The organism is Embleya sp. NPDC127516, assembly GCF_044765325.1.
Lineage (GTDB): Bacteria > Actinomycetota > Actinomycetes > Streptomycetales > Streptomycetaceae > Embleya.
The window spans coordinates 533,710-554,773 of the sequence record NZ_JBIWJT010000005.1 but is presented as its reverse complement, the minus strand read 5'-3'; the positions used below and the strand labels follow the sequence as shown (position 1 = coordinate 554,773).

Below are 21,064 nucleotides of genomic sequence, written 5' to 3'. Positions count from 1 at the left end.
CCCACGACTCCGACCCGCCACCCCACGCCCCCACCCACGACCCACCCCACCCCACCCCACCCCACCCCCTCGCGAGCCGCCGACAAAGTCGCCCAAAACAGCGTTCACATCGGGCATCACCCGGGCACCCGCCCCGGGTGACCGTCGGAATCGGCCTGGGCCTGGCCATCGCGTGGTACGTACTGCGCGGTCTCGCCCGCCACTGGGCCTGGGCCCGCCGCTGCGTGCGGGTCCTGAGCCCGTGGACCGCGCGGCTGCACGCGTGGGTGCTGTCCGCGCCGGTGACGTTCACCTACATCGCCATCTTCACCGCGTCCACGGTCGTGCAACGCACGTCGCCGCCCCGGCTGATCGACCTGCTCACCAAGCTGAACAGCACCAACCTGTTCCGGCTCGGCGACGATCCGCTGGAGGCGCTGCTCACCAGCGCGTTCTGGGTCGCCGACCACGGCTCGGGACTGGCCGGCTACGTGGTCGTGTTCGGCACGATCGTGGCCTGGGCGGAACGCCGCTACGGCTCGCCCAGGATGTTGCTGATCGGCGCGAGCGGCCACGTGTTCGGGTCGCTGCTGACCGCCGCGGTGGAGAAAGGCGCGATCGAGGCCGGCCGACTCCCGCACAAGATCGCGTTCGCGACGGACGTCGGGGTGAGTTACGTCGAGGTGGGCTCGTGCGCCGCCGCGGTGCTGATCATGTCCGGCTGGATCCGGTTCGCGGGCACGGCGGTGATGTTCTTCTCGGTCGGCCTGCCGGTGATCGTGGACCACACCATCTGGGACTTCGGCCACCTGTTCGCGACGCTGTGCGGCCTCACCGCCGCGGCGCTGCTGCGGGCGGTCGGCCCGCTGCGCGAGCCGCCGCCGCTGCGGACCCCCTTGGTCGTGAGCACGACTACCGACCCGGTAGACTTATGACGTATTCACGCGGGGCTGTAGCTCAGTTGGTAGAGCGCTTGCATGGCATGCAAGAGGTCCGGAGTTCAATTCTCCGTAGCTCCACCGCAATCGCGAAGGCCGCTTCCGTCAGGAAGCGGCCTTCGGTCGTTCCGGGCCCGGTTGCCGGGCGCCGGCTCAGCTCAGGCCCGCGAAGAACTCCCGGACGTCGCCGATCAGCAGTTCCGGCTGCTCCAGCGACAGGAAGTTGCCACCACGCTCGAACTCCGTCCAACGCACCACGTTGTGGTCGCGTTCGGCGAACCGACGGATCGCGACGTCCTGCGGCAACGCGACGGCCACCGCCGTGGGGACCGTGCCGCGGTCCTTCGGCGCCCACGCGCTCGGATCGTGCGCCATCTCGTAGTAGAGGTTGGCCGAGGAACCGGCCGTGCCGGTGAACCAGTACAGGCTGACGTTGGTGAGCAGGGTGTCCCGGTCCACCGCGTCCTCGGGCAACTCGCTCGCGGTGTCCGTCCACTCCTTGAACTTCTCCACGATCCACCCGAGCTGGCCGACGGGGGAGTCGTGCAGCCCGTAGGCGAGCGTCTGCGGCCGGGTCGACTGGATCGCGTTGAAGCCCATCTTGTCGTCCCGGAACTCCTGGAGCCGGGCCAGCCTGGACTGCTCGCTCTCGGTCAACCCGGCGAAGTCGGCGGGGTCCTCGGACGGGAAGGTGACCAGGCCGTTGACGTGGATCCCGATGACCTTCTCCGGTGCGATACGACCCATCTCGGCCGCGATCCACGCGCCGCCGCCATTGCCCTGTACGCCGTAGCGGGCGTGGCCCAGGCGGGCCATCAGCTCGGTGAACGCGCCGGCGATCCGGCCGGTGGTCCAGCCGGGGCCGGACAGCGGCCCGGAGAAGCCGACCCCCGGAGTGTCGGTGACCACGACGTGGAAGTCGCGCGACAGCGGCTCGATCACGTCGACGAACTGCACGAACGAGCCCGGCCAGTCGTGGATCAACAACAGCGCGGGGGCGTCGGCCCGGGCCGAGCGCACGTGGGCGAAGTGGATGTCCTGACCGTCGACCTCGGTGACGAACTGCGGGAACGCGTTCAGCCGCGCCTCCGCCTTGCGCCAGTCGAACCCGTTCGCCCAGTAGTCGGCGAGGCCCCGGAGGTAGTCCGCCGGCACCCCGCGCGTCCAGTCGGGCACGCCCGGGACGTCGGCGGCCCAGCGGGTGCGGGTCAGGCGGTCGCGCAGGTCGTCGACCTCGGCCTGGGCGATCTCGATCCGGAACGGGCGGATCGCGGTGGCATCGGCGTTCGCGGTGACGTTCTCGGCTGCGGTGTTGCTGCTGTTCTCCATGAGAAGAACAGTAGGATGCCAATAGGAACACTCCGCTCCTATAGAGGCATCAGGCTGAAAGAATGTTGGAAACCTCCGCACGCTTGCTGCGCCTGTTGTCCCTGCTCCAGACCCCCCGCGACTGGCCGGGCTCCGAATTGGCCGAACGCCTGGGCGTCACCGGCCGCACGATCCGCAAGGACGTCGAGCGGCTGCGCGACCTCGGCTATCCCGTCGACGCGACCCGAGGTTCCACCGGCGGCTACCGACTCGCCTCCGGCGCCGCGATGCCGCCGCTGTTGCTCACCGACGACGAGGCGGTCGCGGTCACCGTCGGCCTGCGAACCGTCGCCCAGGGCGCGATGGCGGGCATGGAGGAGACCTCCATACAAGCGCTGGCCAAGCTGGAACAGGTGCTGCCGGCGCGACTTCGCCGGCGGGTGCGCACGTTGCAGCGGTACGCGGTGCCGGTGCCCGCGGACCGGCCGAGCGCGAAGGTGGACACCGACGTGCTCACCGTCCTGGTCGCGGCCTGCCGGGACCGCGAGCGGTTGCGGCTGGACTACCTCGACCACGCCGGCGCGTCCACACGGCGCACCGTCGAGCCCCAGCGCGTGGTCAACTGGGGCCGCCGCTGGTATCTGGTCGCGTGGGACGTGGACCGGGGCGACTGGCGCACCTTCCGGGTCGACCGGATCACCCCGCGGACCCCGAGCGGCCCCAGGTTCGCGCCGCGCGAGGACCCGGAGGGCGACGCCGCGAGGTACGTGGCCGGCAAGGTCTCCGCCGCCGCGTGGCGACACCGCGCCCGGGTCCTGGTCCACGCGCCCGCCGCCGAGGTCCTGGAGCGGATCAACCCGGCCGTGGGCACCGTCGAGGCGATCGACGCCGACACCTGCGTCCTGGACACCGGCGCCGACTCCCTCGACACCCTGGCCGTGTACCTGGGCATGCTCGGCCACGACTTCGACGTCACCGACCCCCCGGAACTGATGGCCCACCTACGCGCCTTGGCCACCCGCTACACCCGCTCGACACCGCCGGAGCCGCCCGAGGGCTGAACTCAACGCACCAGCGAGGCCACGTCGATGTCGATCGCGAACGGCACCGGAAGATCGAGACGCACGCGCTCGATCGCCGTGGCCACATACGCGCCTGTGGTCGGCTCCAATTCGAAGACGTGAACCACCGGCAGTTCGTCCCGCGGCCGAGCTGTTCGGCACCGAGGTCGTCGAGCATTCCGCCGACGGCGCCCGGTCCACGCGCCGGCTACGATGCGGCGGTCACCGGCGGGGAGTTGTGCCCAGGCTTCGAGCGAATGCGGGGTCGGCCCGGGTCGGATGCGGACCGTTTCGCGGGCCTTCGGTGATCACGATTAGGGTCTTTCCCGTCACGGTTGCGTGACGGTCGAACGAGTGGGCGAATGGTCCGGTTTCCGGTCAGTAGTGTCGCCGGACGTGAACCTCACCGCAGTACTCGTGCTGGTGCTCGCGAGCCTGCTCGCGGTCGCCGACTGGGTGGCCGTCGCCCGGGAACGCCTCCCGCTCGATCGGCTCCTGAAACCCGCGGTGATCTGTGCCCTGGCCGTCGTCGTCTGGTCGTTCGAGGACGTCGACGGGGCACTGCGCGCGTTGTTCAGCGTCGCGCTCGCGCTGTCGCTGCTGCGCGACGTGCTCGCCCCGCGCTGGTTCGCCGGCGCGGTCGCGGCCTCACTGCTCGCCCACATCGGCTACGTCGCGGGCTTCCAACGCATGGGCTGGTCCTGGCTGTGGGCGGCCGCCGGCATTGTGGTCGTGCTGTTCGCGGCGGGCGCCTACGCGGTGCGCCTGGTCACCGGCGCCCGCGAGACCGCGCCCACGTACATCGGCATGGTGCTGCTCTACATCGGCGTGGTCTCGCTGATGGTGGTCGCCGCGGCGGCCACCGGCCGGCCCAGCGCGGTGGCCGGCGCGTTCCTGTTCTACGTCGCCGACACCCTGGTCGGCTGGAACCGGTTCCGCGCGCCGACGCCGTACGCGCCGGTGTTGATCGCGGTCGCCTATCACCTGGCCCTGATCCTGCTGGTGTTGTCGCTGTCCACGGGCCCCGCCCCGGGGCTGTGACGGTCACCGCCCGAGTGCGGCCCGAGTCGGACCCGGACCACGACCGCATTGAAGTAACCTCAGGCCACCTGCGGTAACCTGAGGCCATGCGTGCCGTACTGCTGCTTACCGGGCCGCGCTGAGCAGGCCGGGTGGAGGACCGCTCCCACCCGACTCGGCGCGGCGACCCCTCCTGAGCGAGGGGTCTTTTCGTTTTCAGAAACGGTCGCCGCGCGCGAGCGACGACACCGGAAGCAGCCGACGGCTGCCCACACCCCGATGGTTGAGGACGATGACCGAGATGACGCAGGGTCCTGCCGGCAACACCGACGCCCCGACCGAGCCCTACCGCTACAACGCCGTCCTGGCCGGCGACATCGAGGCGCGCTGGCAGGACCGCTGGGAGGCCGACGGCACGTTCGAGGCGCCCAACCCGGCCGGCCCACTGGCCGAGCCGGAAAAGGTCGCCGGGCGGCCGAAGATGATGGTGATGGACATGTTCCCGTACCCCTCGGGTGTGGGCCTGCATGTCGGACACCCGCTGGGCTTCATCGCGACCGACGTATTCGCCCGGTTCAAGCGGATGACCGGCCACAACGTACTGCACACGCTGGGCTACGACGCGTTCGGCCTGCCCGCCGAGCAGTACGCCGTACAGACCGGCACGCACCCGCGCGTGACCACCGAGGCGAACATCGCCAACATGCGCCGCCAACTGCGCCGGCTGGGCCTGGGCCACGACCAGCGCCGCTCGGTGGCCACCACCGACCCGGCGTACTACCGCTGGACGCAGTGGATCTTCCTGCAGATCTTCAACTCCTGGTACGACCCCCAGGCGCCCGGCGCGGACGGCGGCACGGGTCGCGCCCGTCCGATCGCCGACCTGGTCGAGCAGTTCGAGAAGGGCGACCGGGCCACCCCGGACGGTCGCGCGTGGGCCGACCTGACCGAGACCGAGCGTGCGGCGGTGCTGGACGAGTACCGCCTGGCGTACGTCTCGCAGGCCCCGGTCAACTGGGCGCCGGGCCTGGGCACCGTGCTGGCCAACGAGGAGGTCACCGCCGACGGCCGCAGCGAGCGCGGCAACTTCCCCGTGTTCAAGTCCAACCTGCGGCAGTGGATGATGCGGATCACCGCGTACTCCGACCGCCTGCTGGGCGACCTGGACAAGCTGGACTGGCCCGAGCCGATCAAGATCATGCAGCGCAACTGGATCGGCCGATCCGAGGGCGCCAAGGTCTCGTTCGCCACCGACGCGACGCCGATCGAGGTGTTCACCACCCGGCCCGACACGCTGTTCGGCGCCACCTACATGGTGCTGGCACCCGAGCACGAACTGGTCGACGCGATCGTCGCGGACGCGTGGCCCGAGGGCATCCCGGCGGTGTGGACCGGCGGCGCGGCCACACCCGCCGAGGCGGTCGCGGCGTACCGCCGGTTCGCCGGCTCCAAGAGCGACGTCGAGCGGCAGAGCGAGGGCAAGGACAAGACCGGCGTCTTCACCGGCGCCTACGCGAGCAACCCGGTGAACGGCGAGCGGGTGCCGATCTTCATCGCCGACTACGTGCTGATGGGCTACGGCACCGGCGCGATCATGGCGGTGCCCGCGCACGACCACCGCGACTTCGAGTTCGCGCGCGCCTTCGAGCTGCCGATCCGCTGCGTGGTCGAGCCCGCCGACGACCGCTCGATCCAGGACACCACCGACTGGGCCGACGCGTTCGTCTCCTACGACGCGAAGCTGGTGAACAGCTCCGGCGAGGGCATCTCGCTGGACGGCCTGGGCGTGGTCGACGCCAAGAAGGCGATCACCGAGTGGCTGGCCGAGCGCGGCATCGGCGAGGGCACGATCAACTTCAAGCTGCGCGACTGGCTGTTCTCCCGCCAGCGTTACTGGGGCGAGCCGTTCCCGATCGTGTTCGACGAGGACGGCGTCGCGCACGCGCTGCCGGACTCGATGCTGCCGGTCGAACTGCCCGAGATCGACGACTACCGCCCGCGCACGTTCGACCCGGACGACGCGGACACCAAGCCCGAGACGCCGCTGTCGCGCAACGCCGACTGGGTGAACGTGGAGCTGGACCTGGGCGACGGGCCCAAGCGGTACCGCCGTGAGACCAACACCATGCCCAACTGGGCCGGTTCGTGCTGGTACGAGCTGCGCTACCTGGACCCGACCAACACCGAGGTGCTGGTCGATCCCGAGGTCGAGAAGTACTGGATGGGGCCCAGGCACGAGGGCCACACCGGCGGCGTGGACCTGTACGTCGGTGGTGTCGAGCACGCGGTGCTGCACCTGCTGTACTCGCGTTTTTGGCACAAGGTGCTGTTCGACCTGGGCCACGTGTCCTCGTCCGAACCGTTCCACCGGCTGTTCAACCAGGGCTACATCCAGGCGTTCGCGTACAAGGACGAGCGCGGCGTCTACGTCGAGGCGAGCGAGGTCGAGGACCGGGACGGGAAGTTCTTCCTGGGCGAGCAGGCGGTCACCCGCGAGTACGGGAAGATGGGCAAGTCGCTGAAGAACTCGGTGACGCCCGACCAGATGGCCGAGGAGTACGGCGCGGACACGCTGCGCCTGTACGAGATGTCGATGGGCCCGCTGGAGATCTCCCGGCCCTGGGACACCCGCGCCGTGGTCGGCTCGTACCGCTTCCTGCAGCGGCTGTGGCGCAACATCGTGGACGAGCGGACCGGAGCGCCGATCGTGGTCGACGAGCCGGCCGACGAGGCCACGCTGCGGGCCACCCACAAGGCGATCGACGGCATGCGGCGGGACATGGACGCGCTGCGCTTCAACACCGCCATCGCCAAGGCGATCGAGCTGAACAACACGCTGGTCAAGCTGCCGGCGGTGCCGCGCGAGATCGCCGAGAAGCTGGTCCTGATGGTCGCGCCGCTGGTGCCGCACGTGGCCGAGGAGCTGTGGTCGAAGCTGGGCCACGGCGACACGGTCACCTACGAGGCGTTCCCGCAGGCGGATCCGGCCTACCTGGTCGAGGACGCGGTCACCTGCGTCGTGCAGATCAAGGGCAAGGTCCGGGCCCGCCTGGAGGTCCCGCCGAGCATCGGCGAGGACGAGCTGAAGGCGCTGGCGCTGGCCGATCCGACGGTGCTGGCCGCGCTGGACGGAGCCGGCGTGCGGATGGTGATCGTCAAGCCGCCGAAGCTGGTGAACATCGTTCCGGCGTAGCCGAGTCGGCGGGGGTCGGTCGGTCGCCGAGTGTGATTCGACCGGCCCTCGGCGGGCCCGGCGCGGGTTCGCCGAGGGTTCGTCGAGGGTCGATTTCCGGCCCGTGTCGGTCCCGTTTCCGGTCGGTGACGATCGGTCTGGAACGCGGTGTTTTCCGCCGCGTGCGTATCCGAGCGCCTCGGCGGCGTTAGTGTGAGGGGAAACCTTCCGGCCCCGACCAGGCAGGAGACGCCTCGTGGCCCTCGCCGACGTTCCCGCGACCACCGACTCGTTGGCCGATGGCGCCGAGACCTTCGGCGTGGTGTTGGGCGCCGGTGTGCTCGCGTGTCTCGTGCTCGTCGGCGTCGTGGTGGGCCTGATCACGATGATGCGGCGGGCGGTGCGCCGCCGGATCGAGCGGCACGCGCCCCGGGTCCGCGGCCTCGTGGAGGACGCCACGTCCAAGGCTCGGGCGTACACCCTTACGGGTGGCGCGGCCGAGGCGGCGCGGATGCGCGGGTCGGTGCGGCGTTCGCTGGAGCAGACCCGGCGGGTGCTGGAGGCGGGCTACGCGCACGACGCCCAGCTCTCCGAGGCGGTGGCGCTGCTGCGCAGGCTGGACCACTTCGCCAAGGCCCTGGACACCGACCTGAAGCTGGTCGAGCGTGAGCCGGACCGGGACCGGGTCGCGCGTGAGCTGCCCGGGCTCAAGGAGCGCGCGGATCGCATCGAGCACACCGCGGCCTCGCTGCGGTGGGCCGTCCAGGATCGCGAACGCCACCTGGGCGAGGACGAGTTGGACCGGCTCGGCACGGACGTCGAACGTGAGGCCGCGGCCCTGCGCGCGTACGCGGACGAGAGCCGATCCCGGAGCAAGCCGCTGACCTGAGCGGCTGCCGGCGGCGAGCCCCCACGACGGGACGCGCCGGCCGCACCACGGCGCGCGTCACCCGTGCGTCGGGGCGTGGCATGGTGACCGAATATTGATTGTGGTGTCTCGACTCAGCGACCCGACACGGGGTAGCCGAGACACCGACCCCGCCCCCCTGTCGTCTCACATCCGGGTGGTTGCCCGCTCATGCCGACGATGCCGACCGATCTCGCCGTGGTCACGGACTCCACGGCCTACCTGCCCGAGGAGCTCGTGGAGCGGCACCGCCTCGTGGTGGTCCCGCTCAAGGTCGTCCTGCGCGGGCGACCGTTGGACGACGGCATCGAGGCCACGCCCGCCCAACTCACCGACGCCCTGCGCCAACGCCGGATCGTGACCACGTCGCGGCCGGCGCCCGAGACGTTCGCGGAGACCTATCGCGAACTCGCCGAGAAGGGCGCGACGGGCATCGTCTCGATCCACATCTCCGGTGAGCTCTCCGGCACGTACGAGGCCGCGCTGCTCGCCGCGCGGGCCGCGGACGTGCCGGTGCGGGTGGTGGACTCGCGCACGCTCGGGATGGGGATGGGCTTCTCGGTGCTGGCCGCGGCGGAGGCGGCGGCCGACGGCGCATCCCTGGAGGAGGCGGTGATCGCGGCCGAGAAGCGCGCGCAGACCACGTCGGCGCTGTTCTACGTGGACACGCTGGAGTACCTGCGCCGGGGCGGGCGGATCGGGGCCGCGACGGCGTTCATGGGGACGGCGCTGGCGGTCAAGCCGCTGCTGCACGTGAGCGACGGGTTGATCGGGCCGCTGGAGAAGGTGCGTACGTCGGCGCGGGCGATCAGCCGGCTGGAGGAGTTGGCGGTGGAGCGGGCGGGGGCCGGGGCCGTCGACGTCGCGGTGCACCATCTGGCCAGTCCGGAGCGCGCGGAGGCGCTGGCGGGGCGGCTGCGGGAGCGGTTGACGGGGCTGGGGGAGCTGTATGTGAGCGAGGTGGGCGCGGTGATCGGGGCGCATGCAGGGCCGGGGTTGTTGGCGGTGGTGGTTTCGCCTCGGTGAGGGTGGGTGGGGGCGGCGGTGGGCGCGTCGCCCACGTGGGTGACGCGGCGGGGTGGGGCGGGGCGGGTCACCCACGTGGGTGGGTTCGTTTTCCACAGGCCGCGGGGTTGTGCACAGGCGGGCTCGGTGGTCGGGTTCGGGTGAGCCGTTCGGCCTAGCTTCGGGGCATGTCCGGATCGTCGTCCTCGTCTGCCTATCCGTCGCCGTCCTCGTCGTCTTCCTTCCCGTCAGCGTCAGCGTCCGCGTCCGCTTTCCCGCCGCCGTCCTCGGCCGCGTTCTCGGGGTCCGCGTCGGTCGGGCACGGTTCCTCGGCGGCGGCGGCGCCGCGCTCGGGGGCGGAGCGGGTGGCCGCGCTGCTCGGGTCGGGTGAGCCGGCCGCGCATCGGGGGCCGGACCCCACGCGGCGCATGGTCGAGGCGGTCGCGGATCGGTTGCCGGCGCGGCTTCGGGTGGGTGTGGATCGCCGCGTGATCGCGGCTGTCGCGGTGCTGGCGCTGGTGGCGGTCGCGCTCGCGGTCGGCGGGTGGTGGCGGGCGCGTCCGCAGAGCGTGGCGGCGCCGGCGCCGGTGGGGCAGGCGAGCGTGGTTTCGGTGCCCGGCGGCGGCCCGGTGTCGGCAGGACCGCCGGGGCCGGCCTCGGCCGCCGCGCCGGCGCCCGCGGCCGGGCCGATCACCGTGCATGTGGCGGGGAAGGTGGCGCGCCCCGGAGTGGTGGTGCTGCCGCCGGGGGCGCGGGTGGCGGACGCGGTACAGGCCGCCGGCGGCGCGTTGCCGGCGGCGGACCTGGCCACGCTGAACCTGGCCCGGCCGCTGACCGACGGCGAACAGATCCCGGTCGGCGTTCCGGGTGCCCCGGCCGCACCCGCTCAGGCCGCCCCGACGAGCGGCGGCACGTCCACGAGCCCGACCCAGGTGCTCGACCTCAACACGGCAACGGCCGAGCAACTGGAGCAACTCCCCGGCGTCGGCCCGGTTCTGGCCCGCCAGATCATCGAAAAGCGCACCCAGTTGGGCCGCTTCGCGACGGTCGACCAGCTCCGCCAGGTCCGAGGCATCGGCGACCGCAAGTACTCCGACCTGAAACCGAGGGTCCGGGTATGAGCCCCCGCACGGTGGGCCGCTCGGCTGCCGCCCCGGGTGCCCCTGCCACCGCACGTCGCGGCCGGGCGGGGGACGGGGATCGTGCGCGGGTGGACGCCCGGCTGGTGCCGGGGGCGATCGCCGCGTGGGCCGCGGCGTGGACCGCGCCGCTGGTCTCGTTCCGGGTCGTCGCGATCGCGAGTGCGTGCGCGATCCTCGGTGCCGCCGTGCTCGCCGGGGCTGTCGGGGTGTGCCGTCGGGTGACCCTTGCCGTCGTGCTCGTGTGTGTCGCGGCGGGTGGTCTGGTCGCGGGCCTGCGTACCGCCGCCGACCACGCCGGTCCCGTCGCGACCGCGGCCCGGCAGCGCGCCGAAGTCGGCGTCGAGTTGACCGTACGCACCGACCCCGAGCGCCGCGTCACCCGCGTCCGAGGCAGCGAACTCGGCGCGCCTCCCACGCTGTTCGGTGCCCGGATCGACTTTCTCGGCACGGCATCCGACCCGCCCGACCCGTCCGACGCACGCGGTGCGCACGCCGCGGCCGGTCCACTCGGCCGGCCCGGCTCGCCCGGGATTCGTGGTCCGCGTGGTGCGCGCGTGCGGACTCCGGTGACGGTTCTGGTCGGCGGGCCCGAGGCGGGATCCTGGCTCGGGCTGCTCCCGAGCACCCCGGTGCGGGCGCATGGGCGCCTCGTGCCGGGCAAGGGCGGCGGAGCCCTGCTGCTGATCCGGTCCGCGCCCGAGCACGTCGGCACCCCGTCGGCCCCGCAGCGCCTCGCGGGCCACCTCCGGGCCCGCCTGCGCGCGGCGTGCGCGGACCTGCCGCCCGCCGCCCGAGGCCTGCTCCCGGGCCTGGTCGTCGGCGACACCAGCCAACTCCCGGCCGACCTCGAAGCCGACTTCCGCACCGCCGAACTCACGCATTTGACCGCCGTAAGCGGCACCAACATCACGATCCTGCTGGGATTCGTTCTCTTCGTGCTTCGCCGTAGCGGTCTGCGTGGACGCGTGCTGCCGATCACAGGGGCGGCGGCGATCGCGTGCTTCGTGGTGGTGGCCCGGCCCGAACCCAGTGTGTTGCGCGCCGCCGCGATGGGCCTGGTCACCGTGGTCGCGTTGTACAGCGGCCGGCCCCGACGCGGACTGCCCGCACTCGCCGTCGCGGTGCTCGGCCTGGTGCTCTTCGATCCGACCCTGGCCCGGTCCTACGGCTTCGCGTTGTCCACGTTGGCCACGGGCGCACTGCTGCTGCTCGCGCCGCATTGGACCGCACGACTTCGGACCCGAGGTTGGCCGACGTGGGCCGCGGTCGTGGTCGCCGTACCGCTCGCCGCACAGGCCGTCTGCGGACCGCTCGTGGTGAGTTTCGCCGGCCGGGTCAGCCTGGTGGCCGTGCCGTGCAACCTGCTTGCCGAGTTCGCGGTCGCGCCGGCCACGATCCTCGGCTTCGTTGCCCTCGTGCTCGCCCCGGTCTGCCTCCCGCTCGCGCGGGTCGCCGCCTGGCTGGGCTCCTGGCCGATCGGTTGGATTGCGACGGTGGCCCGCACCGGCGCCGCGCTGCCCGGCGCCGCCGTCACGTGGCCGACCGGTGTGTTCGGCGGAGCGGTCCTGGCGGCGATCACGGTCGCGGCCGTACCGACCCTGCGTATTCTGCGACGCCCGCCCGATTCCACCCGAGCGGGCCGGCCGCGAGCGATGGCCGCCGCGCTGCTCGCGACGCTTGTGGTGGTATTGCTGCTCCGCCCGCCGGTCCTGGTCCGCCCGCTGACCGGCTGGCCGCCGCCGGACTGGCACCTGGTCATGTGCGACGTGGGGCAGGGCGACGCCATCGTGCTCAACGCGGGCCCCGGCGCCGGTGTCCTGATCGACGCGGGCCCCGATCCGGACGCCGTCGACCGCTGTCTGCGCGACCTCGGCGTGCACCGACTGCCCCTGGTCCTGCTCAGCCACTACCACGCCGACCACGTCGAGGGCCTCCCCGGCGCGTTGCGCGGTCGCGCGGTAGGCCTGCTCCAGGGCACGACGGTCCTCGAGCCCCGAGCCGAGGTCACCCGAGTCCGCCGCTGGGCCGGCGCCGCCGGCACCTCCCTGACCACCCCCACCGACGGCGAACACCGCACCCGGGCCGCCCTGACCTGGCAAACCCTCACCCCACCTCCCGACGTACCCACCCCGAGACCGCGTGCGACCACCCCCGATTCCTCCGCCCCACCCACCACCTCACCCCGCCCCGCTCCACCGCCCCCACCGGACACCCCAACCACGCGAACGAGCGCCCTTGATCCCGGCAGGCCGCAGATCGGGCCGGGTGTATCGGGGTGGGTGGTGGCGCGGGACGTTCCGGCGATTCGAACTGGGGCCGTTGATCTCGGCAGGCCGCAGATCGGGCCGGGTGCGTCGGGGTGGGAGGCGGCGCGGGGTGTCCCGGCCATGCGAACGGGCGTCCCTGATCCGGGCAGACCATGGGCGGGGTCAGGGGTGTCGGGGTGGGTGGCGGCGCGGGGTGTTCCGGCCCCTCGAATCGGCGTCCCCGATCCCGGCAGACCGTGGACCGGGTCCGATGCCCGAGAGCGGGTGGCGGTGTGGGACGTCCCGGTGGGGAGTGCGGTGGGCGGCTCACCGGCCAACAACGCGAGTCTCGTGGTGCTCGCGGAGCGCCACGGCGTTCGGATGTTGCTCACGGGGGATGTCGAGATCGAAGCCCAGGAGGCGCTGCGGGCCCGGCTGGGCGGTCTTCGGGTGGATGTGCTCAAGGTCGCGCACCACGGCTCGGCGCGCCAGGACCCGGGTCTCGTGCTCGGGCTGCACCCGCGCCTGGCGCTCGTCTCGGTGGGCAAGGACAACCCTTACGGCCACCCGTCGCCCTCCGCCCGCGCCCTGATCGCCGCGACCGGCGCCCGCCTCCTGCGCACCGACACCGACGGCCCGATCGCCGTCACAGGCACTCCGACCCACCTGAACGCGGTCGCCCGAGGCCCCGACACCGCCGCCCACGCCCTCCGCGCGCCCACTCCGACCCCGACACCCGAACGGACCGCCAACCACCGCACAACCGCCGCCTCGCACGCCCACCGGCGTCGGGCCAACGGCCCCGCCCGCCGCCCGCGCCCGCGCCCGCGCCACACGTGCGCACTCCAGCGAGCACCCCACGGAAGCACCCACCACCCACGCACTCCCCACACAGCCGCGCCCGGCATCCCGGCCCGCGCCGGCCGCCCCCGAACCCCAGACCCGCAGCCGGCATCCGGCCGGCGGGGCGAGGTTGTGGGGTGTGTCTGTGGGGCGTGGGATGCTTGGTCGGGTGGCCAGGAGAATGCAGGATGATCCGCTCGCGCCCGTGACGCTTGTCGTCGGGCCCGAGGAACTGCTTGTGGATCGCGCGATCGGGGATGTGGTGCGCGCCGTGCGGGCGCAGGATCCCGACGCCGACGTCCGGGACCTCGCCCCCGGGTCGTTGCAGGCGGGGATGTTGTCCGAGTTGGCCAGTCCGTCGTTGTTCGGCGAGCGCAAGGTCATCGTGATCCGGTCCGCGCAGGACCTCGGGGCGGACCTGGCCGGCGAGGTCAAGAAGCTGATCGCCGATCCCGCCGACGAGATCGTGCTCGTGCTCGCCCACCTCGGCGGGCCCAAGGGCAAGAACCTCTTGGACGCGGTCCGCAAGGTGGGTGTGCGAGAGGTCGCGTGCCCCAAGGTCACCAAGGTCGGCGACCGGGTCGCGTTCGCGCGCGCCGAGTTCCGGATCGCGGGCCGCTCGCTCACCGAGGACGCGTGCCGCACCCTGGTCGAGGCGATCGGCAACGACCTGCGCGAGTTGGCGTCCGCGTGCAGCCAGTTGATGGCGGACACCGATGGCGTGGTCGACGAAGAGGTGGTCGCGCGCTACTACAGCGGCGTCGCCGAGGCGTCCAGTTTCACCGTCGCCGACAAGACCGTCGAGGGCCGTACCGCCGAGGCGCTGGAGCAGTTGCGCTGGGCGCTGTCGGTGGGCGTCGCGCCGGTCATGGTCACCAGCGCGCTCGCGCAGAGTGTGCGGCAGATCGCCCGGGTCGGGGCCGCCTCGCGCAATGCCCGCCCCAACGACCTGGCCCGCGAGCTGGGCATGCCGCCGTGGAAGGTGGACCGGGTGCGGCAGCAGCTTCGCGGCTGGACCCCGGACGGCATCGTGCGCGCCCTGTGCGCGGTCGCGGACGCCGACGCGGCGGTCAAGGGTGGCGGTACGGATCCCGCGTACGCGCTGGAGAAGGCCGTCGTGACGGTCTCCACGGTCCGCAACCTCTGAGGCCGCCGACGAGACCCACGATCCGCCGACCCACGACCCACGACCCACGACCCGGCGATCCACGAGCCGGCGATCCGAGACCCGCCGACCCGCGCCCCGCCGAAAGACCACACCCCCACAACGACAAAGGCGCCGTCCCCGAGATCCGGGGACGGCGCCTTCGAAGTCACTACGAGCGCATGCGCTCGGGTGTCACACCATCAAAGGTGTCGCGAGTCAGGCCTTGGCCGTCGCGACACGCTTCTCCAGCGCCGACTTCTTGTTGGCGGCCTGGTTCTTGTGGATGACACCCTTGCTGACGGCCTTGTCGAGCTTGCGGGCCGCGAGGCGGGTGAGCGCCTCGGCCTGCTCGACGTTGCCGGCCTCGGCCGCCTCGCGCGCCTTGCGCACGAAGGTCTTGAGCTCCGACTTGACGGCCTTGTTGCGCTGACGCGCAATCTCGTTCGTCTTGTTGCGCTTGATCTGGGACTTGATGTTCGCCACGAAAGAGCCTTCTGAGTACTAGGTCGGGATCCGATCCAGGGAGAGGGCCCGTTCGGACGTTGACTTGCGTGGCAGAGACACGTACGCCACACGCGATCCATCAGATTACCAGTCATCGGCGGGCGCCCACGACACGGCCGGCCAATATGGCCCGATCCACCCCCGTGCGTGGCCCGTGCCCGCCCCCGCTCACTCCCGTTCGCCCCCACGCGCGGCGACCCGAACCGGTTCGGCCGGCTCCACCAACACGGCTCACCCATGCCGCATGGGACGATGTAGGGAACACCTGTGATCCCACACCGATCCCACGTGCCACCCGCAAGGCCCTCGCCAGTCCACCCGATCGAGAATCTGGAAGCCCGCGTGCCCGCGACCCCGCCAGTGAACGTGCCGGAGCCCAGCCGTACCGACCCGGCGCTGATCCGGAACTTCTGCATCATCGCCCACATCGACCACGGCAAGTCGACGCTCGCCGACCGGATGCTTCAGATCACCGGTGTGGTCGATGCGCGGCAGATGCGCGCGCAGTACCTCGACCGCATGGACATCGAGCGTGAGCGCGGCATCACCATCAAGTCGCAGGCGGTGCGGCTGCCGTGGACGGCCCCGGACGGCCAGATCCACATCCTCAACATGATCGACACCCCCGGCCACGTGGACTTCACGTACGAGGTGTCCCGCTCGCTCGCGGCCTGTGAGGGCGCGATCCTGCTGGTCGACGCGGCCCAGGGGATCGAGGCGCAGACGCTCGCCAATCTCTACCTGGCCCTGGAGAACGACCTCCAGATCATCCCGGTGCTGAACAAGATCGACCTGCCCGCCGCCCAGCCGGAGAAGTACGCGGCCGAGCTCGCGCACATCATCGGCTGCGACCCGGAGGACGTGCTCAAGGTCTCCGGCAAGACCGGCGTGGGCGTGTCCGAGCTGCTGGACGAGTGCGTACGCCTGGTTCCGCCGCCGATCGGCGCCAAGGACGCGCCCGCCCGCGCGATGATCTTCGACTCGGTCTACGACTCGTACCGGGGCGTGGTCACCTACGTCCGCGTGATCGACGGCGACCTGAAGAAGCGCGAGCGGATCCAGATGATGTCGACGGGGGTGACCCACGAACTCCTGGAGATCGGGGTCATCTCGCCCGAGCCCAAGCCGTCCGACGGCCTGAGCGTCGGCGAGGTCGGCTACATCATCACCGGCGTGAAGGACGTTCGGCAGTCCCGGGTCGGTGACACGATCACCTCGCTGCACCACGGTGCGACCGAGGCGCTCGGTGGTTACAAGGACCCGAAGCCGATGGTCTTCTCCGGTCTGTATCCGCTGGACGGCTCGGACTACCCCGAGCTGCGCGACGCGCTCGACAAGCTCCAGCTCAACGACGCCGCGCTGGTGTACGAGCCGGAGACCTCGGTCGCGCTCGGCTTCGGCTTCCGCTGCGGCTTCCTGGGGCTGCTGCACCTGGAGATCGTCCGGGAGCGCCTGGAGCGCGAGTTCAACCTGGAACTCATCTCCACGGCGCCGAGCGTGGTGTATCGGGTCGTCATGGAGGACGGCACCGAGCACACCGTGACCAACCCGAGCGAGTTCCCCGGCGGCAAGATCGCCGAGGTGCACGAGCCGGTGGTGCGGGCCACGATCCTGGCGCCGAGCGAGTACATCGGCACGATCATGGAGCTGTGCCAGACCCGCCGCGGGGTCCAGATCGGGATGGACTACCTCTCCGAGGACCGGGTCGAGCTGCGCTACACGCTGCCGCTGGCGGAGATCGTGTTCGACTTCTTCGACGCGCTCAAGTCCAAGACGCGCGGCTACGCGTCGCTGGACTACGAGACCACCGGTGAGCAGGAATCCGCGCTGGTCAAGGTCGACATCCTGCTCCAGGGCGAGGCGGTCGACGCGTTCAGCGCGATCGTGCACAAGGACAAGGCGTACACATACGGCGTCGAGATGACCAAGAAGCTGCGCGAGCTGATTCCGCGTCAGCAGTTCGAGGTGCCGATCCAGGCGGCGGTCGGCGCGCGGGTGATCGCCCGCGAGAACATCCGGGCGATCCGCAAGGACGTGCTCGCCAAGTGCTACGGCGGTGACATCAGCCGCAAGCGCAAGCTGCTGGAGAAGCAGAAGGAAGGCAAGAAGCGGATGAAGATGGTCGGCCGCGTGGAGGTGCCGCAGGAGGCCTTCATCGCGGCGCTGTCCACCGACGACAGCGGCGGCAAGAAGTAGCGGTACGCGGGGCGCGGAGGCTGGGAACACAGGCGGGAAGCAGGGCCGCGGCCGGGTCGGCCGGCGGGTGTGGCGACGCGATTCGATAGCGGATCCGGGCGAAGCTACTACCGCGTAGCCCTGCGGCGGCGTACGTTGCGGGTGCATCGGGCACAACCGATGCACCCGCTGTGCTTTTTACTCCCGCTATACCGAACACTCCGCACTCCCACCGATCCCGATACCCGTACGGACACCCCTGTGGATACCCGTATGGGTACCGGTATCGACGCCGGTACAACGGCACCGCCACCACCCCTGAAATCCGCCCAGGACACGGAGGCCGCAGTGAGTCCAGAGCCCGTCGGCATCGACAACCGCCCGCCGTCCATCGCGGTGGATTTCCTGGAGCGCGTTCGGGCGACGCCCGAACGAGAGGCGTACCGATACCCGGTCGCGGTGGGCGACGGCGACCGCGAGGAATGGCGGTCGCTCACCTGGGGGCAGGCCGGCGACCGGGCCAAGGCGATCGCCGCCGGCCTGGTGGCGCTGGGGGTCGAGCCCGAGGACCGGGTAGCGATCGTGGCCGAGACCAGGTTCGAGTGGGTGCTCGCGGACATGGGCATCATGTGCGCCGGGGCGGCCACCACCACCGTCTATCCGACCACCAACGCCGACGAGGCCGCGTTCATCCTGGCCGACTCCGGCAGCGTGGTGGTGTTCGCCGCCGACGACGCCCAACTCGCCAAGCTGCGCGGCGAGCGGACCGGTCTGGACGCGGTGCGCAAGGTGATCGTCTTCGACCACGCCGCCGACGAGGCCGACGACGACTGGGTGAGCACCCTCGCCGAGTTGGAGGAACTGGGCCGTGCCCGGCTGGAGAAGGAACCCGACCTGGTCGAAACCCGCGTCGGCGCGATCACCCGCGACCAGCTCGCGACGCTGATCTACACCTCCGGTACCACCGGTCGACCCAAGGGCGTTCGGCTCGCGCACGACACGTGGGCTTACCAGGCCGCCGCGCAGGCCGCGATGGGGCTGACCGAGATCGACGAGCTGCAGTACCTGTGGCTGCCGCTCGCGCACTGCTACGGCAAGGTGATGGTGTCCGGCCAGATCCGGATCGGCTACCCGACCGCGATCGACGGCCGGATTCCCAAGCTGATCACCAACCTTCCGATCGTACGGCCGACCTTCATGGCCGCCGCGCCGCGCGTGTTCGAGAAGGTGTACAACTCCGTGCACGTGCGGATGCGCGCCGAGGGCGGCCTCAAGTACCGGATCTTCCGGTGGGCGATCGGCGTCGGTCGGGAGACGTCGCAGACCCGGCAGGCCGGTCGCACCCCCTCCGTGCTGCTGAACGCCAAGTACCGGTTGGCCGATCGGCTCGTCTTCGGCAAACTGCGCGACCTGTTCGGTGGCCGGCTCAAGGGTTGTATCTCCGGCAGCGTGGCGCTCTCGCCCGACGTCGCGGAGTTCTTCGACGCGATCGGCATCCCCATCCTGGAGGGCTACGGTCTGACCGAGGCCAGCGCGGGCAGCTCGGTCAACCGCTACGACGCGCACCGCATCGGCACCGTCGGCGTGGTCCTGCCCGGCTCGGAGCTGCGCATCGCCGAGGACGGCGAACTGCTCGTGCGCGGCCCCGGGGTGATGCAGGGATACCACAACAACCCCGAGGCCACCGCCGAGGTGCTCACCGAGGACGGCTGGCTGCGCACCGGCGACATCGGGGTGGTCGAGGACGGTTTCCTGCGGATCACCGACCGCAAGAAGGACCTGATCAAGACGTCGGGCGGGAAGTACGTGGCGCCCAGCGAAATCGAGGGCCGGTTCAAGGGCATGTGCCCGTACGTCGGCAACATCCTCGTGCACGGCGAGGGCCGAAACTTCTGCTCCGCGCTGATCACCCTGGACCCGGACGCGATCCGGGGCTGGGCCGCCGACCGGCCGGCACTGCGGGACAAGTCGTACGAGGAACTGGCCGGCAGCGCGGAGGCCCGCGCGCTCATCGCCGACTGCCTCGACGAGCTCAACGCCGGCCTCCAGCGCTGGCAGACGGTGAAGAAGTTCGCCATCCTGCCGCGCGACCTGAGCGTCGAGCACGGTGAGCTGACGCCGAGCCTGAAGGTCAAGCGGCGGGTGGTGGAGCAGCAGTACGCGGAGCTGCTGGAGGGCATGTACACGGGCACGCTGGTCACCTGAGCTCGGGGCTGGGCCGGGCCCGAGCCCGGGCCGGGGGCTGGGCTGGCCCCCGGGGCAGGGGCGGGGGCCGGGCGCCGGTGCCGGGTCGCGCGTCGAGGGGCGTCGGACAGTCGTCCGGGTCCGGGGTGGGCGCCGAGGTGTCGACGGCGCCGGGCTCGGTCGCCGGCTCGTGGACAATGGGAGGATGCCCTCCGCACCCCCCGACGGTCTGCCCGTGCCCGAAGACGGTTCGCTGCCCGCGTCCGCGCTCGCCGAGTTCGCGGACGCGAGTCGTCCGTTCGGCTTCTACGTGCACGTGCCGTACTGCGCGTCGCGGTGCGGCTACTGCGACTTCAACACGTACACCGCGACCGAGCTGGGTGGGTCGGCCTCGCAGGGGTCCTACGCGGACGACGCGATCGCCGAGATCCGGCTGGCCCGGCGGCGGCTCGGCGACGTGGACCGCCCGGTGGAGACGGTGTTCTTCGGCGGCGGTACGCCCACCCTGCTGCCGGCCGAGGATCTGGCTCGGATCCTGGGCGCGATCCGGGACGAGTTCGGGCTCGCCGCCGGCGCCGAGGTGACCACCGAGGCGAACCCGGAGTCGGTCGATCCGGCCTATCTGGCCACGTTGCTGGCGGGCGGCTTCAACCGGCTGTCGTTCGGCATGCAGAGTGCGCGCAAACACGTCCTGCAGATCCTGGACCGCCGGCACACCCCGGGTCGGCCCGAACAGTGTGTGGCCGACGCGCGCGCGGCCGGGTTCGAGCACGTCAACCTGGACCTGATCTACGGCACGCCGGGGGAGTCCGACGACGACTGGCGGGCCTCACTGGACGCGGTGCTCGGCGCGCGTCCCGACCACGTCTCGGCGTACGCGCTGATCGTCGAGGACGGCACCCGGCTGGCCGGTCGGGTGCGTCGGGGCGAATTGCCGATGCCGGACGACGACGTGCTCGCGGACCGCTACCTGATGGCCGACGAGGCGTTCTCCGCCGCCGGGCTCGGCTGGTACGAGGTGTCCAACTGGGCCACCGACGCCGCGGCGCGCTGCCGGCACAACGAGCTGTACTGGACCGGCGCGGATTGGTGGGGCGCGGGGCCGGGGGCGCACAGCCACGTGGGCGGGGTGCGGTGGTGGAATGTGCGCCATCCCGCCGCGTACGCGCAGCGGCTGGCGGCGGGGACGTCTCCCGCGCAGGCGCGCGAGTTGCTCACCGCGGAGGACCGGCGGGTCGAGCGGATCCTGCTCGAGCTGCGGTTGGCCGAGGGCGTCCCGCTCTCGCTCCTTGCGGACGTGGGGCGGAAGGCGGCGTCTCGGGCTGCTGCGGACGGGCTGCTCGAGCCGCTTGGGGGCGGGCGGGCGGTTCTCACGTTGCGGGGGCGGTTGTTGGCCGACGCGGTCGTGCGGGATCTGGTCGACTAGGGCGGCC

General features: G+C 71.6%; 16 protein-coding genes and 1 tRNA gene. 13 read left to right on the top strand and 4 right to left on the bottom strand.

The annotated features are described in order from the left end of the window. Positions 1-137 precede the first annotated feature (137 nt). Positions 138-914, top strand: a complete 777-nt coding sequence (locus tag ACIRL2_RS13060; RefSeq protein ID WP_395861860.1) for a rhomboid-like protein — start codon at positions 138-140, stop codon at positions 912-914. 11 nt (positions 915-925) lie between these two features. Then, positions 926-998 (top strand) — tRNA-Ala (locus ACIRL2_RS13055). 72 nt (positions 999-1,070) lie between these two features. Here ACIRL2_RS13055 and ACIRL2_RS13050 read toward each other — a convergent pair. After that, positions 1,071-2,246 (bottom strand): epoxide hydrolase family protein, encoded by a 1,176-nt coding sequence (locus ACIRL2_RS13050; protein WP_402231972.1) that lies wholly within the window; start codon positions 2,244-2,246, stop codon positions 1,071-1,073. 62 nt (positions 2,247-2,308) lie between these two features. Between ACIRL2_RS13050 and ACIRL2_RS13045 the strand changes: the two genes are divergently transcribed. Beyond that, on the top strand, positions 2,309-3,286 hold the full coding sequence (locus ACIRL2_RS13045; protein ID WP_402231970.1) for a helix-turn-helix transcriptional regulator: 978 nt from the start codon (positions 2,309-2,311) through the stop codon (positions 3,284-3,286). Between the two features lie 2 nt (positions 3,287-3,288). Here the strand turns inward: ACIRL2_RS13045 and ACIRL2_RS13040 are convergent, their stop codons facing one another. Further along, positions 3,289-3,414: a hypothetical protein gene (locus ACIRL2_RS13040; RefSeq protein WP_395861864.1), complete on the bottom strand. Its 126-nt coding sequence runs from the start codon at positions 3,412-3,414 to the stop codon at positions 3,289-3,291. A gap of 268 nt (positions 3,415-3,682) precedes the next feature. On the opposite strand from ACIRL2_RS13040, the gene ACIRL2_RS13035 reads away from it, so the two are divergent. From ACIRL2_RS13035 to ACIRL2_RS13020, 4 genes are all read left to right on the top strand, one after another. After that, a complete protein-coding gene (locus ACIRL2_RS13035) occupies positions 3,683-4,327 on the top strand; it encodes a lysoplasmalogenase family protein (RefSeq protein WP_395861866.1) in 645 nt (214 codons plus the stop codon). 271 nt (positions 4,328-4,598) lie between these two features. Beyond that, the gene (leuS, locus tag ACIRL2_RS13030; protein ID WP_395861868.1) at positions 4,599-7,499 is read left to right on the top strand and encodes a leucine--tRNA ligase; all 2,901 of its coding nucleotides are present in this window, start codon (positions 4,599-4,601) and stop codon (positions 7,497-7,499) included. A 235-nt stretch (positions 7,500-7,734) separates the two neighbouring features. Then, positions 7,735-8,367, top strand: a complete 633-nt coding sequence (locus ACIRL2_RS13025) for a hypothetical protein (protein ID WP_395861869.1) — start codon at positions 7,735-7,737, stop codon at positions 8,365-8,367. 198 nt (positions 8,368-8,565) lie between these two features. Further along, positions 8,566-9,411, top strand: a complete 846-nt coding sequence (locus ACIRL2_RS13020) for a DegV family protein (protein WP_395861870.1) — start codon at positions 8,566-8,568, stop codon at positions 9,409-9,411. A 193-nt stretch (positions 9,412-9,604) separates the two neighbouring features. Here the strand turns inward: ACIRL2_RS13020 and ACIRL2_RS13015 are convergent, their stop codons facing one another. Then, entirely contained in the window at positions 9,605-9,811 is a 207-nt protein-coding gene (locus ACIRL2_RS13015; protein WP_402231967.1) for a hypothetical protein, read from the bottom strand. A 67-nt stretch (positions 9,812-9,878) separates the two neighbouring features. Here ACIRL2_RS13015 and ACIRL2_RS13010 point away from each other — a divergent pair, with 67 nt between their 5' ends. From ACIRL2_RS13010 to holA, 3 genes are all read left to right on the top strand, one after another. Then, complete coding sequence (locus ACIRL2_RS13010) at positions 9,879-10,511, top strand: helix-hairpin-helix domain-containing protein (protein ID WP_395861873.1); 633 nt, start codon at positions 9,879-9,881, stop codon at positions 10,509-10,511. A gap of 89 nt (positions 10,512-10,600) precedes the next feature. Continuing rightward, complete coding sequence (locus ACIRL2_RS13005) at positions 10,601-13,813, top strand: ComEC/Rec2 family competence protein (RefSeq protein WP_402231965.1); 3,213 nt, start codon at positions 10,601-10,603, stop codon at positions 13,811-13,813. Next, positions 13,779-14,768, top strand: coding sequence for a DNA polymerase III subunit delta (holA, locus tag ACIRL2_RS13000; RefSeq protein ID WP_395862780.1), 990 nt, complete (start codon positions 13,779-13,781; stop codon positions 14,766-14,768). The genes ACIRL2_RS13005 and holA overlap by 35 nt, the downstream gene beginning before the upstream one ends. 216 nt (positions 14,769-14,984) lie before the next feature. Here holA and rpsT read toward each other — a convergent pair whose 3' ends face one another. Then, a complete protein-coding gene (gene rpsT, locus ACIRL2_RS12995; protein ID WP_020553196.1) occupies positions 14,985-15,251 on the bottom strand; it encodes a 30S ribosomal protein S20 in 267 nt (88 codons plus the stop codon). A gap of 363 nt (positions 15,252-15,614) precedes the next feature. On the opposite strand from rpsT, the gene lepA reads away from it, so the two are divergent. The 3 genes from lepA (at position 15,615) to hemW (ending at position 21,057) form a co-directional block, all read left to right on the top strand. Then, entirely contained in the window at positions 15,615-17,468 is a 1,854-nt protein-coding gene (gene lepA / locus ACIRL2_RS12990; protein WP_395861982.1) for a translation elongation factor 4, read from the top strand. 327 nt (positions 17,469-17,795) lie between these two features. Beyond that, complete coding sequence (locus ACIRL2_RS12985; protein ID WP_395861983.1) at positions 17,796-19,652, top strand: AMP-dependent synthetase/ligase; 1,857 nt, start codon at positions 17,796-17,798, stop codon at positions 19,650-19,652. A gap of 184 nt (positions 19,653-19,836) precedes the next feature. Continuing rightward, a complete protein-coding gene (hemW, locus tag ACIRL2_RS12980; RefSeq protein ID WP_395861985.1) occupies positions 19,837-21,057 on the top strand; it encodes a radical SAM family heme chaperone HemW in 1,221 nt (406 codons plus the stop codon). Positions 21,058-21,064 lie beyond the last annotated feature (7 nt).

Bases quoted from the DNA above. Each gene is read 5' to 3' on its own strand.
- ACIRL2_RS13045 (WP_402231970.1), top strand. From the start codon at position 2,309: ATGTTGGAAACCTCCGCACGCTTGCTGCGCCTGTTGTCCCTGCTCCAG.
- ACIRL2_RS13020 (WP_395861870.1), top strand. From the start codon at position 8,566: ATGCCGACCGATCTCGCCGTGGTCACGGACTCCACGGCCTACCTGCCC.
- leuS (WP_395861868.1), top strand. From the start codon at position 4,599: ATGACCGAGATGACGCAGGGTCCTGCCGGCAACACCGACGCCCCGACC.
- ACIRL2_RS13050 (WP_402231972.1), bottom strand. From the start codon at position 2,246: ATGGAGAACAGCAGCAACACCGCAGCCGAGAACGTCACCGCGAACGCC.
- hemW (WP_395861985.1), top strand. From the start codon at position 19,837: ATGCCCTCCGCACCCCCCGACGGTCTGCCCGTGCCCGAAGACGGTTCG.
- holA (WP_395862780.1), top strand. From the start codon at position 13,779: ATGCTTGGTCGGGTGGCCAGGAGAATGCAGGATGATCCGCTCGCGCCC.